At 76.0% G+C, this 13,453-nt stretch carries 10 protein-coding genes; 7 read left to right on the top strand and 3 right to left on the bottom strand.

Features of this window, described 5'->3' with window-relative positions:
* Nucleotides 1-18: 18 nt before the first annotated feature.
* From D459_RS0103410 to D459_RS0103395, 4 genes are all read left to right on the top strand, one after another.
* A complete protein-coding gene (locus D459_RS0103410) occupies nucleotides 19-1,656 on the top strand; it encodes a sugar ABC transporter ATP-binding protein (protein ID WP_017591592.1) in 1,638 nt (545 codons plus the stop codon).
* Nucleotides 1,657-2,242: 586 nt separating this feature from the next.
* On the top strand, nucleotides 2,243-3,286 hold the full coding sequence (locus tag D459_RS0103405) for an ABC transporter permease (RefSeq protein ID WP_017591591.1): 1,044 nt from the start codon (nucleotides 2,243-2,245) through the stop codon (nucleotides 3,284-3,286).
* Nucleotides 3,283-4,305 (top strand): ABC transporter permease, encoded by a 1,023-nt coding sequence (locus D459_RS0103400; protein WP_017591590.1) that lies wholly within the window; start codon nucleotides 3,283-3,285, stop codon nucleotides 4,303-4,305. The genes D459_RS0103405 and D459_RS0103400 overlap by 4 nt, the downstream gene beginning before the upstream one ends.
* Before the next feature lie 208 nt (nucleotides 4,306-4,513).
* Nucleotides 4,514-5,788 carry a Gfo/Idh/MocA family protein gene (locus D459_RS0103395; protein WP_017591589.1) on the top strand — a complete coding sequence of 425 codons (1,275 nt, stop codon included), beginning with the start codon at nucleotides 4,514-4,516 and terminating at the stop codon, nucleotides 5,786-5,788.
* A 165-nt stretch (nucleotides 5,789-5,953) separates the two neighbouring features.
* Here the strand turns inward: D459_RS0103395 and D459_RS0103390 are convergent, their stop codons facing one another.
* The 3 genes from D459_RS0103390 to D459_RS30590 form a co-directional block, all read right to left on the bottom strand.
* Complete coding sequence (locus tag D459_RS0103390) at nucleotides 5,954-7,147, bottom strand: winged helix DNA-binding domain-containing protein (protein ID WP_017591588.1); 1,194 nt, start codon at nucleotides 7,145-7,147, stop codon at nucleotides 5,954-5,956.
* 169 nt (nucleotides 7,148-7,316) lie between these two features.
* Nucleotides 7,317-7,976, bottom strand: coding sequence for a DedA family protein (locus D459_RS30595; RefSeq protein ID WP_017591587.1), 660 nt, complete (start codon nucleotides 7,974-7,976; stop codon nucleotides 7,317-7,319).
* Entirely contained in the window at nucleotides 7,973-8,758 is a 786-nt protein-coding gene (locus D459_RS30590) for an AfsR/SARP family transcriptional regulator (protein WP_017591586.1), read from the bottom strand. Before D459_RS30590 ends, D459_RS30595 begins: the two co-directional genes overlap by 4 nt.
* A 508-nt stretch (nucleotides 8,759-9,266) precedes the next feature.
* Here D459_RS30590 and D459_RS0103375 point away from each other — a divergent pair.
* From D459_RS0103375 to D459_RS0103365, 3 genes are all read left to right on the top strand, one after another.
* On the top strand, nucleotides 9,267-9,635 hold the full coding sequence (locus tag D459_RS0103375; RefSeq protein ID WP_017591585.1) for a DurN family substrate-assisted peptide maturase: 369 nt from the start codon (nucleotides 9,267-9,269) through the stop codon (nucleotides 9,633-9,635).
* A 274-nt stretch (nucleotides 9,636-9,909) separates the two neighbouring features.
* Nucleotides 9,910-10,152 (top strand): cinnamycin family lantibiotic, encoded by a 243-nt coding sequence (locus D459_RS0103370; protein WP_017591584.1) that lies wholly within the window; start codon nucleotides 9,910-9,912, stop codon nucleotides 10,150-10,152.
* A 142-nt stretch (nucleotides 10,153-10,294) separates the two neighbouring features.
* Complete coding sequence (locus tag D459_RS0103365; RefSeq protein ID WP_017591583.1) at nucleotides 10,295-13,447, top strand: type 2 lanthipeptide synthetase LanM family protein; 3,153 nt, start codon at nucleotides 10,295-10,297, stop codon at nucleotides 13,445-13,447.
* Nucleotides 13,448-13,453: the final 6 nt, after the last annotated feature.

Raw genomic sequence — 13,453 nt, 5'->3', positions numbered from 1 at the left:
GCGGACAGGGAGACGCCTGTGGACACGACGCCGTTCCTGCGGATGAGCGGGGTGCGCAAGCGCTACGGCGGGGTCACCGCGCTGGCCGGCGCCGACTTCGCCGCCGACGCCGGCACCGTGCACGCCGTGCTCGGCCCCAACGGCTCCGGCAAGTCGACCCTGCTGAAGGTGCTCACCGGGGTGGTCGCGCCGGACGCCGGGGAGGTCCTGCTGGACGGGCGGCCGCTGCGCCCCCGCGGCCCGCGGGACACCCTGGCCGCCGGGGTGAGCGCGGTCTACCAGGAGCTGTCGCTGATCGACGACTTCACCGTGCTGGACAACCTGGTGCTCGGCGTGGAGCCGACCCGCTTCGGCCTGCGCGACCCGCGCGCGGCCCGGGCCCGGGCGCTGCCCTGGCTGGAGCGGTTCGCCCCCGCCTTCGGCGGCCGGGTGCCCGCCGGCGAGCGCGCCGGCGACCTCGACCCCGGCGAGCGGCAGGTGGTGGAGGTCTGCAAGGCCCTGGTGCGCGACCCGCGGGTGCTGGTGCTGGACGAGGCGACCGCCTCGCTCCGCCGCGGCCAGGTCGACGTGCTCTTCGAGGTCCTGGCCGAGCTGCGCGAGCAGGGCGTGCTCGTCCTGTTCATCACGCACCGGCTGGCCGAGATCCTGGCGCTGTGCGACAGGGCCACCGTGATGCGCAACGGCGCCGACACCGCCACCGTGACCGTCGGCGAGGTGCCCGAGCGGGAGCTGGTCGAGCTGATGTCCGGCGGGGCCGGGGCGCAGGACCGCCCCGCCGGGCAGGCCGGCGCCGCGGCCCGGCCGGACTCCGGGGCGCGCCCGGCCCCGCCCGCCGCCCCGGCATCGGCGGCGGAGCCGCTGCTGGAGGTGCGCGAACTGTCCGGCGCCCGGCTGCACGGCGTCTCCCTGCAGGTCCGCCCCGGCGAGGTGCTGGGCCTGGGCGGCCTGCAGGGCCAGGGCCAGTCCGACCTGCTGGCCGCCCTGTTCGGGGCGGACCGGCGCACCGGCGGAACCGTCCTGCTCAACGGCGCACCGGTGCACCCCCGCTCGCCCAAGCAGGCGGTGCGCGCCGGCTTCGCCTACGTCCCCGGCAACCGGGGCGCCCAGGGCCTGGCGCTGGGCCGCCCCGTCCTGGAGAACTTCGCGCTGCCCTCGGTCGGCCGCCGGGCCGTGCTGGGCGCGGCGCTGTCCCGGCGCCGCGAACTCGCCGCGGCGCGCGCCGTCGCCGAGCGGATCGGCATCCGCTACGGCTCGCTGGACGACCCGGTCTCCACCCTGTCCGGCGGGAACCAGCAGAAGGTCGTGGTCGGCAAGTGGTTCCCCACCGAACCGGCCGTGGTGCTGATGGACGACCCCGCCAAGGGCGTCGACGTCGGCGCGAAGGCGGAGATGTTCGCGGTCGTCGCCGAACTGGCCGCCGCCGGCGCCGCCGTGCTGCTCGGCTCCAGCGACGACCGGGAGCTGGTGGAGGTCTGCGACCGGGTGCTGATCATGTTCGAGGGCCGCATCGTCGACGAGGTCTCCGGCGACCGCCTCACCGAGGACGCCCTCATCGCCGCCTCCATGCACATCACCCCCGCCGACGCGACCGCCGCCCGCGGCCTGCCCGCACCGGACCGCGAACCGGCCGCCTCCGACGGGGGAGGCCGCCCATGACCCGCCCCCGCGCGGAGGAACCGGACACCGGGCCGCCGCAGGCCCGGGAGACACCGGGCCCCCACCCGGCGCCGGCCGCTCAGACCCGGCCCTCCGGCGGGGCCGTGCACCGCTCGGCGCGGCCCACCGGTGCTCCCGGTGAAAGCGGCCTTCCGGGAACCGCCGGGAGACCGGGCGTGCTTCCGGCGCCGGCCGGCCGATCCAGTGGGCAGGGAGGCGGGCGGCGGTCCTGCATCCCCGCCTCCGGCCCTGCCCTGCGCCGCGGAACCGCGTTTCCGAACGGCCCTTCCCCTGTCGGTGCGCGGCGGGAGACCCCGGCCTCCTCCGTCTCGGCGGCACGGCCCCCGGCCCGGCATCCGTACGGGCTCCTCCGTCCGGGCGGCCCCGAGAGCGCCCGGATGCCGCGCCCCGCCGAGTGCCGCGGAGCACCTCCGACCGGGCCCCGGCCGGTGTTTCCGGTTCCCGCCCGGGACCGGCGCCGGGGCGGGCCGGGGCCCGGGGGACGGAGGGGCCGGGACCGCCGGCCCGGCCCCTCCGCCGCCCCGCCGCGGAGCCGCGCCGACCGGACCGGAACCGAGGGAGAACGATGAGCACCCCCAGCAGAACCGGAGGACCCCCGCCGAAGGCGGCGGGCCCGCCGCCGCTCCCGGCCCGAGCCGGGCGGGCGCTGCTGTCCGCGCGGATGCCGACGGTGGCGGTCGCCGCCCTGCTGGCCGCGACCGTGGCCGCCTCCGCCGCGCTGCAACCCGGATTCTTCTCCCCCTACGGCCTGACCTCCAGCTTCGCCACCTTCCTGCCGCTGGCGACCATCGCCGCCGCGCAGACCGTCATCGTGCTCGGCGGCGGCATCGACCTGTCCATCGGGGCGGTCGTGACGCTCTCCTCCGCGGTGTCGGTGGTGCTGATGCAGGGCGACGACGCGCGCCTGCCGCTGGCACTGGCGGCCGGGCTGGCCACCGGCGCCGCATGCGGCCTGCTCAACGGGCTGGTCGTGGCCGGGCTCCGGCTCCAGCCGATCGTCGCCACCTTCGCCACCGGCTCGATGTTCGGCGGCGCCGCGCTGCTGGTGCTGCCCAAACCCGGCGGCACCGCGTCGCCGCTGCTCACCGAGGCCTACCGGATGGTGGTCCTGGCCTACATCCCGGTGCCGGCCGTGCTGCTCCTGCTGCTCTGGCTGGCCTGGAGGGTGCTGCGCCGGCACCGCTTCGGCCAGTACCTGTACGCGGTGGGCGGCGACGCCGGGGCCGCCTACACCTCCGCCGTCCCCGTCTCCGCGGTGCGGGTGCTCTCCTACACCCTCGGCGGCCTGATCGCCGCGCTCGCCGGGACCGCGCTGCTGGCCGACTCCGGCGCCGGCGACCCCACCCTGGGCACCGAGCTGACCCTCGGGTCGATCGCGGCGCTGGTCATCGGCGGCACCCGGCTGCGCGGCGGCTCCGGCGGGGTGGGCGGCGCGGTCACCGGCGCGATCGTGCTCTCCCTCATCCAGGGGCTGGTCTTCTTCGCCGGGGTGCCCACCGACGCCCGGGAGTTCGTCTACGGCTGCGTCATCATCGCCGCGATCGCGCTGGCCGGGCTGCTCACCGCCCGCGCCGCGCAGCGGCCCGCGTTCCAGGGAGCGAACCGTTGAGCACCTCCACCGCACCCGCCCCCGCCGCACCGCAGGCCCCGGAGCGGCCCTCCGCCGCCCGCAGGCTGCTCCGCGACCCGGTGGCCGTCTCCGCCGCGGTCACACTGCTGCTGTGGACGGCCACCGTGCTCCACTCCCCGTCCTTCGCCGAGTGGGGGCAGGTGGTCACGCTGCTCACCGTGGCGTCCTTCCTCGGCGTGATCGCCATCGGCCAGACCCTGGTCATCATCGCCGGCGGGGAGGGCATCGACCTGTCGGTGGGCGCCACCGCCACCCTGTCGGCGATCATCGCCTCCCGGTTCATGGCCGGCTCCGACGACGGGTTCCTCACCGCCGTGCTGCTGGCGCTGGCCGCCTGCTGCGCCGTCGGCGCGGTCAACGCGCTCGGGGTGCTGGTCTTCCGGGTGCCGCCGCTGGTGATGACGCTGGGCATGATCGCCGTGGTCACCGGCTTCATCCGGCTCTACACCGGCGGCCGCCCCGAAGGGTCGGCGGCGCCGCTGCTGCGCACCCTGGTCACCGGGGACACCGTCGCCGGCGTCCCGGGAGTGCTGTGGCTCTGGCTCGGGCTGGCGGCCCTGGTCATCTGGATGCTGCGGCGCAGCCCCTTCGGGTGGCGGCTGTACGCCGTCGGCGGCAACCCGGCCACCGCCTACCTGTCCGGGGTCAGCCCCGCGGCGGTGAAGTTCGCCGCCTACGTCCTCTCCTCCCTGTTCGCGGGGGTCGGCGGGCTGCTGCTGCTCGGCTACGCCCAGAACGTCTACACCAGCCTGGGCACCGACTACATGCTCAACAGCGTGGCCGCCGCGGTCATCGGCGGCACCGCGCTGATCGGCGGGGTCGGCGGCTACCTGGGCACCGCCATCGGCGCCGTGCTCCTCACCGTCCTGGACACGCTGCTCCGCGTCACCCAGGTCGGCGGCGGCGAGTGGGGCGACGCCCCCCGCCAGATCATCTACGGCGCGGTGCTCATCACCGTGCTGACCGCCTACGGCAGGCAGAGGCGGCTCCGCCAGTGACCCCCCGCCGCGCGGAGAACGGAGAGGACGACGCGACACCTCCGCCTCGCCACCGAGGAGGAGCCCAGGACCGGGCCGCACCGGCCCGGGGACGACCACGAACCACAGGAGCTCACATGCGTGCTTGGTTCCCGCAGTGCGGGCCGCGCCCCGGCGGCCGCGCCCGGGCGACGGACCTCCCGGCCCCCTTCCGCACCGGGGAGGCCCGATGACCGCGCGGAAGAGCGGCGACCGGCTCGGCGTCGGCATCGTGGGCAGCGGGTTCATCGCCGGCTTCCACACCCGCGCCTTCCAGGGGGTGCGCGACGCCGACGTGACCGCGGTCTGCGGGCGCACCGAGGCGTCCGTGCGCGAGCTCTGCGACCTGGCCCGGGAGCTGAGAGTCGGCGACCCCGCCCCCTACGCCGACGTCCGGGAGATGGTGCGCGACCCCGCCGTGGACGCGGTCTGGGTGACCACGCCCAACCACGTCCGGGTGGAGACGGTGCGCGCCATCACCGAGGAGGTCTCCTCCGGCCGCGCGGTACTGCGCGGCATCGCGATCGAGAAGCCGCTGGGGCGCACCGTCGCCGAGGCCGAGGAGGTGCTGCGCCTGGTGGAAGGCGCCGGGCTGCTCCACGGCTACCTGGAGAACCAGGTGTTCGCCCCCGGGGTGACCCGGGCGCACGAACTGGTGTGGGCGCGCGGCGCCGCCGTGTCCGGCACGCCGTACCTGGCGCGCTGCGCCGAAGAGCACAGCGGCCCGCACAAGGCGTGGTTCTGGCAGGGCGAGAAGCAGGGCGGCGGCGTCCTCAACGACATGATGTGCCACAGCGTGGAGGCCGGCCGCTACCTGCTGACCCCGCCGGAGTTCCCGGCCGGCGAGTGGCTGACACCGGTCAGCGTGGACGCCACCATCGCCTGCTTGAAGTGGTCCCGGCCGGACTACGCCGACGACCTGGTCCGCCGGTACGGCCCGGAGGTGGACTACCGGCTCCGCCCGTCGGAGGACTACGCCCGGGCCACCATCGTCTACCGCAACGGCGAAGGCGACGAGGTGGTCGCCGAGGGCACCACGTCCTGGAGCTACGTCGGTGCGGGCCTGCGGCTCAGCTTCGAGCTGCTCGGCCCGGAGTACAGCATGGCGGTGAACAGCCTGGACACCGAGGCGAAGATGTTCCTCAGCCGGGAGATCGCCGGAAACCCCGGCGAGGACCTGGTGGAGAAGCAGAACGCCGAGGGCGGGCTGATGCCGCTGCTGCCGGACGAGGCCGCCGCCTACGGCTACACCGAGGAGGACCGGCACATGGTCACCCGGTTCCTCGACGGCGAGGTCCCCGCCGAGGGGCTGGACGACGGGCTGGAGGTCACCCGGCTGCTGATGGCCGCCTACCTCTCCGCCCAGGAGGGGCGCCGGATCGACCTCACCGACCCGGCCACCGCGAAGCGGCTCTCCTCCTTCGTGCCCGACGTCGCGCAGGGCACCTGGCGGCCGGGGCGCTGAGGACCCGGCGGAACCGGGAGGGGCGGCGGGACCATCGAGCGGGGCCCGCCGCCCCTCCCCTCTCCCTCCCCCGATGATCTTGACGTTGCGGCCCCGTCAGAGCGCTCTGACGGGGCCGCAACGTCAAGATCATCGCCCTGGGGCGGGCTTCTGCCGGCAACGGCCTCAGGCGTGCGGGCCCACCGTGATCGGGCCGATGGACAGCTCGGGGCGCGCGCCGAGGACCGCGCCCATCCGCTCCACCTGATCGTCGAGTTCGGCCAGCCGGGCGGCGGAGAGCGGCTCCAGCGGCTCCACCGCGATCCGCACCCGGCGGCCGGACAGCCGCTGGTGCCACACGCCCGCGACGGTGCCGTCGATGAGCAGCAGCGGGTAGTTGCCCGCTTGGCCCCGGGCGAGCGCGCGCTCGTAGGCCCGCCCCGGGAAGATCCGCTCCCGGGGATGGCCGCCCACGCCGTAGGCGTCGAAGTAGGGCAGCAGGCGCAGGCCGCGCGCCGGGGCCTCCGCGGGGGCGGTGTCGCCCGCCGCCACCCAGGCGGTGGCGCCCTCCACGTCGACCGGCTGCACCGCGTCGGCGTTCCGCTCGAACAGCGCGGCGGCCCAGGTGACCGGGGCCGCCAGCCAGCGGGCGAAGGACTGCGGGGTCGCCGGCCCGTAGGCGCGCAGGTAGCCGGTGAGCAGCAGGGTGAGCGCCTGCTCGGCGGGGAGGGGGCCGAATCCGGGCAGCAGCCGCCGGGGCGAGGTGAGGGTGACCTTCCGGCCGCGCGGTGCGCCGAAGCAGAGCACCCCCCGGTGCGCGGCGAGGTGGGTGGCGGCCCGCCACCGCGGCCAGGCGCCCTGGAAGGCCTCCAGCACCGGGTCGCCCGCCCAGGAACCGGTGCGCTCCACGATCGCCTCGGTCAGCTCGTCGGTGGTGAGCTCGGCGCCGGCCAGCGCGTCGTCCATCGCCTCCAGCACCCGCCCGGTCTGCTCGTCGCTGAGGTGGGCGCGCGGGCCGCCGCCGTTGCCGGACCCGGCGGGCAGGGCGGACAGCGCCCCCGTCCACATCGGCAGGTCGCGGGCGGGGAGCAGGTGCACGGTGCCGCGCGGGCCGTAGGTCTTGACCAGGGTGTGCTCGGTCAGCAGGGCGGTGCGCACGTCCTGCCGGGTGGCGCCGTCCAGCCGCAGCGCCACCGAGACCTCGCCGGCCGACTGGATCTGGGCGTGCGCCCCGGACATCGCCGCCACCGCGTCGGCGGGCGCCGCCCCGGCGGGCCGGGCGCCCAGTCCGTGCCGCTCCACCCGGCGGTCGATCGCCTGCCGCCAGGTCATCCGGGCGGTGCGCGCCGGGGTTCCGAGGGGCGCGGAGGCAGAGGGCATGGGGGCTCCCGAGGGTCCGGCGGCTCCGTCCCGGGCCGCGTGGACCGCCAGGATAGGGGCGGCCGAGGACGGTACCTGTCCGCAATGACCGGCGCCGCCCCGCCCGTTCCGGGGCCGTGCGGCCGCCGGCCGCTCTCCGGCCTCTGCGGGCGGCCGCGCCCCGGGTCGGCTATCCGTCCTGTTCAGCGGGGCATGCGGGGGCGGCCCCGCCGTGCTCCGCGGACGGGGACGGTCCGGCGGGGGCCGCCGACCACCTGCGCACCGCCAGCTCGGCGCCGAGGTACAGCAGCACCCCGCCCGCGATGCACAGCGGGGCGAAGTAGGCCGGCAGCGACCCGGCCGACCCGAGCAGGTAGCCGGCGCCGATCTCGAACAGGCTCCACCCGGCGGCGCCGGCCGCGGCGTGCGGGGCCGCCTCCCGGTAGCGGACGCCGGAGGCCCCGGCCAGCCGCGGGACGAGGGTGCGCAGGAACGGCACGAACCGCCCGATCAGGACCGCGCGCGGACCGTGCCTGCGGAACAGCGCGGCCACCCGGTCCCAGTGCCGGGCGGGGATGCGGCGGCCGGCCCGGGAGGCGCGCAGCCGCGGCCCCAGCACCCGGCCGCTGCGCACCGCCAGCGCGTCGCCGGCCGCGGCGGCGCAGAACGCGGTGGCGAGCAGCGCGGAGAGGGAGAGCGCTCCGCTCGCGGCGAGCACCCCGGACCCGACCATCACCACCGCGGAGGGCAGCACGATCCCGGGGAGGAACGCCGTCTCGGCGAAGACCACCGCGGCCAGGACCGGGTACACGCCCGCGGGCGGCAGGGCCGCGATGTCGGCGGCGTTCACCGGATGCGGCCCGCGGCCTCGGAGGGGGTCCCGCGCAGGATCGTCATGTGCAGCTCTTCGAGTTCGGGGCTGGGGTCCATGCCCATGTCGGTGCGGAGCCGGGTGGCCACCTCCCGGTAGGCGTCCAGCGCCTCCACCCGGCGGCCGCTGCGGTACAGGGCCAGCACCAGATGCTGCCAGAACCTCTCGTGGTAGGGGTATTCGCGGGTCAGCGAGCGCAGCTCGGCGACCAGGTCGCCGTGGCGCCCCAGGGCCAGGGCCGCCTCGTTGTAGCGGTCCAGGGCGCGGATGCGCTCCTCCTCGATCCGCCCGGCGACGGCGCTGCGGAACCGGTCGGAGCCGAGGCCGGGCAGGACCGGGCCGCGCCACAGCGAGAGCGCCTCGCGCAGCCAGGCGGCACCGGACTCCAGGTCGCCGCCGTCCAGCACGCGCCGGGCCCGCTCCGCCTTGTCCCGGAAGACCAGCAGGTCGAGCTGGTCGGCCACGAGCGCGATGGAGTAGCCGCCGCCGGAGCCGCGGACGATCCCGGCCGCGCCGGCCCCGCACCGGCGCAGCGACTGCCGCAGCCGGGTGAGGTGGGTGTAGAGCGTCGCCCTCGGGTTGTCCGGGCCGTCCCCGTTCCAGATGAGGGAGGCCAGCTCGTCGGCGGGCAGCGCTCTGTGCGGGTTGGCCAGCAGGACGCCGAGCAGGGCGCGCTGCTTCCCTCCGGGGAGGGGCAGCGGGTGGGAGTCCGCCTGGGCCTCCAGCGGGCCGAGAATCCGGAAGACCGGTTTGGCATGCATGGCTTCTCCCTTTTTCCGTTCCGGGGGCGGTGCGGCCCGGAACGGAGTGGTGAGGCGGGGGAATCGGCAGAATCGGTGCGGGGTTTCGGAGGATTCGAGGGATATCGCCGTCCGGGTACACGCGCCCGTCGGCGACTTTCAGTTTACTCTTCGCGACTCTCCGTGGGATCGATCGGCCGAAAGTCGAAAAAGTCGAGAATGCGCGGTCGGAGAAAACGGGGCGGTTCCCGGATCCGCCCTCCGGAACCGTCGGGTCGCCGACTATGCAGGGGTTCGCGAGGCTTGCCCGAGGTGGAGGAGGGTTGTCCGGAATCGGGGGCGGCGGGGGTCGCGGCCGCCGGCGGTCCGGTGGGGTGAAATGGCCGGGGGCCACCCGCTCGGACCTGCGAGAAATGAAAGAGAAAGGTCACTGAAAGTGAGTGTGTTCTAACGTAGTGCCCGGCGACCTCAGGGGCGGAAATCGGAAAAGATCATGCCCCGCCGAGCGGGCGGGGCGAGAAAGGCGGACATGCCAGCAAAGGAACCGACCCTTTATGAGGGCGTCGAGGTAATTCGCCGGATCCAGCAACTCATGGTCGTCTGCTCACTTCTCCCGAACGACGGAAGGCTGCGCGAAGTCCTCCGAGCCGCACTCGACCTCCCCGGCGAGCCCCTCCTGGCCCGGACGCCTCCCGTCACCGACCTCCACCCGCACAGCCTCAAAGGGTGGCTGGAGTCCGTCTGGCTCTCCGACTCCCTCACCCCGGAGGAGAAGGCCCTGGTCGACTGGCAGAGCGACAGCGACAACATGTCCGCGGCGATGCGCGAACTCGACGAAGTGGAACGGGCCATCGGAGCGCGCCTGAGCATCGCCCTGGACGACCCGGAGAGCCGGTGACCGGCCCCGCTCCCGGAGCGGCGGGGCGCACCGTCTCCCCATGACCGCCCGTAGACCCGGCCCGCCCGGCGGCGGGCCGCACGAACCCGGGAACAGCCCGACGGGCGCCGGAGCCCCCTCCGGCCCCCACTCTTCGGACCGACCCCCTGCGGAGGCCGCTCGGCGGCCGATGAAACAGGAGCTCTCCGCCCGTCCCGGGCGGAGGACCCCGCTCCGGCGGGGTGCATCAACCCATGGCACCGGTGTCCGCACCACTGTCTCTAGGAGGTTCCCCATGACCCAGTCCACCATCCTGCGGCAGGCCGCCGCCGACGCGGAGTTCCGTCGCATCCTGCTGGCGGACCCGTCCCTCTTCGGCATCTCGGCCGACTCCGTGCCCAGCTCCGTCGAGCAGCCCGACACCGCCTCCCTCGAGTTCTGGACCAGGGGCCAGGGCGCGATGGAGACGGTCGCCTGCCGGACCAGCTGCAGCTGGGGGCCGTTCACCATCGCCTGCGACGGCTCCACCAAGCCCTGACCCGGGCTCCGGCGCGACCGTCCCGGCCGCCTCCGCGGCCGGGACCCCGCCGGCGGACCGGCAGCCTTCCGCGCACCCCGCCCGCACCGCCGGGCCGGGTGCGCCCCCTCCGCACCGCACCCGAACCGGGAAACCGGAGACCATGCACCCCGACTTCCCCCTCGACATCGCCGTCCGCGCCGCCGGCCTCGACGAGAGGCTCGCCCTCGCCGAGCTGGTCCCGACGCCCGGCACCGCCCCCGACCCGCTCACCGCCTGGCGGACCTCCCGGGCCGCCGACCGCCTGGAGCGCCCCGGCCTCGACCGGGACGGCCTCGCCGCCGCGCTGCTCCGCTACCACGGCGCCACCGCCGACACCGCCGCGCTCGGCGGCGCCGCCCGCACCGCCGTCGACCGGACCCACTCCTCCTGGCTCCCCGCCTACCGGGCCGCGCTCGAAGGACTCGACCGCGCCCGCCCCCGCTCCGCCTCCGCCCCCTGGCGCCGGGACGACGTCTACTACGGCCGCTCGGCCGCGGCCTGCGAGCCGTTCCTCCTCGAACTCGGCGGCAGGGTGCGCGCGGCCCTGCGCCGGGCCCGGGAGACCCCCGGGGCCCCGGGCTTCGCCGACCGCATCGCCGAGGACTTCGAGGCCCACCTGCTGGACCGCTTCTCCCTGGCCCTGGCCTGGACCGTGCAGGCCGACACCGAGGTCCACCTGGCCGGCGGCGCCCCCGGCGGCGACTACGCCGGCCACCTGGACGCGCGCTTCGCCGACGCCGCCGCGCACCACGACTTCTACCGGGACTTCCCGGTGCTGGGCCGGTGGCTGGCCGAGAACACCCGGATGCTGGCGGAGGCCGCCGAAGAGCTCGTGCTCCGGCTGGCCCGCGACGCCGACCGGATCGCCCGCACCCTTCTGGGCGCCCCCGCCGTCGAGGAGTACCTCTCGGTCGAGCCGGGCCGCTCCGACCACCACGCCGGGGCGCGCACCGTCGCCTTCGTCGAGGCCGCGGTCGACGGCGGCCGCACCGCCCGCTTCGTCTACAAGCCGCGCAGCGTCGACGCCGAGGCCGGGTCGCAGGCCCTGCTCCGCCGGCTGCGCGGCGACGGGGTCCTCGACTTCGCCACCCGGGCGGTGCTGCCCCGCTCCGGCCACGGCTACGAGGAGTTCATCCCCTCCGGCCGGAACCGCGTCGACTCGCTGCCCGCGGCCGAGGCCGTCTACCGGGAGCTCGGCGGCCACCTCGCCGCCTTCTACGTGCTGGGCGGCGGCGACCTGCACTTCGAGAACGTCATCGTGGCCGACGGCCACGCGCACATCTGCGACTGCGAGACCATCCTGGCCGCCGCACCGCCCGGCGCCGACGCCCCGATGGGCACCCTGCTCGACTCGGTCTTCTCCACCGGCCTGCTGGAGTGGCCGCGAGACGAGCAGGGCGGCCCGGACGAACTCCGGATCAGCGGCTACTCCGGCGGCGAGGCCTACGAGATGCCCACCCCGGTGCCGCAGGTGGAGGAGGGCGGCTTCGGCCCGAAGGTCGCGCACCGCTCCGGAGTGCGGGTCGAGCCCCGCGCGGCCAACCGGGTCTTCCTCGGCGAGGAGCTGCTCCGGCCGCAGGACTTCGCCGGTGCGATCACCGACGGCTTCCACCGGGTCTACGAGTGGTTCCGGCGCGACCCCGAGACCTCCGCCGGGGCCGTCGCCGCCTGCTTCGCCGACGGCGACATCCGCTTCATCAACCGCTCGACCCAGGTGTTCGCGCAGCTCATCCAGGCCGCCCAGCACCCTCGGGCGCTCGCCGACCCGCTGGAGGTGGACGCGCTCTTCGAAGGGCTGCGCGCCTCCCCCCGGGCCTGGGACGGCGACTCGGCGCTCGCCGAGCACGAACCCGCCGCGCTGTGGCGGATGGACGTCCCGGTGGTCACCGTGCCCGTCGACGGCCGCCGCTTCGTCTGCGACCACCGCGCCGGCACCGGGCTCCGCGCCGCGGCCTCACCGGTCGAACAGGCCGCCCGGCGGATCCGGGCGCTCTCCCCGCGCAACCGGGACCGCCAGGAGAGCTACATCAGGGCGGCCCTGTCCGGCGGCGGCGCCCCCGAGACCGCCGCCGCCCACCTGGAGTACGCGGTGCGGCTGGGCCGCTGGCTCTGCCGGGCGCAGGCCGACCCGGGCGCGGCCTCCCCGTGGCGAGCGGAGCACACCACCGCCGCGGGCCGGCTCGAGGCCCCCGTCGAAGGCGACCTGTACCTGGGCAGCGCCGGAATCGCGCTGTTCCTGGCCTACCTCGACCGGGCCGCCCCCGACCCCGCCTTCCGCGCCGCCGCCGAACGCGCCGTCGACCACGCCGTGGCCGCCTGCGACACCACCCGGATCGGCGCGTTCACCGGGATCTCCGGCGCCGTCTACACCCTGGTCCACCTGTACCGGCTCTGGGGCGACCCCGGGCTGCTGGACACCGCCCGGCGGCTCGCCTCCCGGATCCCCGGCCTGCTCTCCGGCGACGCCGAGTGCGACGTGTTCGGCGGCGCGGCCGGGGCGGTCCCGGTGCTGCTCGCCCTGGCCGACGCCGCCGGAGGCGACGGCGCCGACATCGCCCGGCTCTGCGGCGACCACCTGCTCGCCCGGGCCGAGCCCGACGGCGACGTGCTGAGCTGGCCGCTGACCGACGGCTCCGCCGGGCCCGCGCTCACCGGGTTCGCGCACGGCGCCGGCGGGATCGGCTGGGCGCTGGTCGCCCTCGGCACCCGCACCGGCCGCGAGGAGTACGTCGACGCCGGGCTGCGCGCCTTCGGCTACGAGTCCCGTCACTACGACCGCGCCGAGCAGGACTGGTACGACCTGCGCGAGATCCCGGCGAAGCGGGTGAGCGCCGGCCGGCACTACGCCAACGCCTGGTGCAACGGCTCGGCCGGGATCGGGCTGAGCCGGCTCGCCGCCTGGCGGCTGCTGGACGGCTCCGGCGCCGAGGAGACCGACGTGCTGGTCGACGCCGAGCGGGCGCTCACCGCGACGCTGCGCAACTTCCCCCGGCTCAACAACGACTCGCTCTGCCACGGCCGGGCCGGCAACGCCGAACTCCCGCTCCGCTTCGGCGAAGTGCGCGGCGAGCCCGCGTTCCGGCTCGAAGCCGAGCTGCACGCGCACGACCTCTGGCGCGGCATCGACGCGCTGGAGACCTCCGGAGGCGACTTCTTCCCCGGCCTGATGCTGGGCCTGTCCGGGCTCGGCATGCACTTCCTCCGCCTGGCCGACCCCGCCTCCACCCCCTCCGTACTGCTGCTCGACCCGCCCACGCCGGCGGCCGCCGACTGAAAGGAA

It is taken from the genome of Nocardiopsis potens DSM 45234 (genome assembly GCF_000341105.1).
Taxonomy (GTDB): Bacteria; Actinomycetota; Actinomycetes; order Streptosporangiales; family Streptosporangiaceae; genus Nocardiopsis_A; species Nocardiopsis_A potens.
Note: the sequence above shows the minus strand (reverse complement) of the source record. Positions and strands in the feature narration are given on the sequence as shown.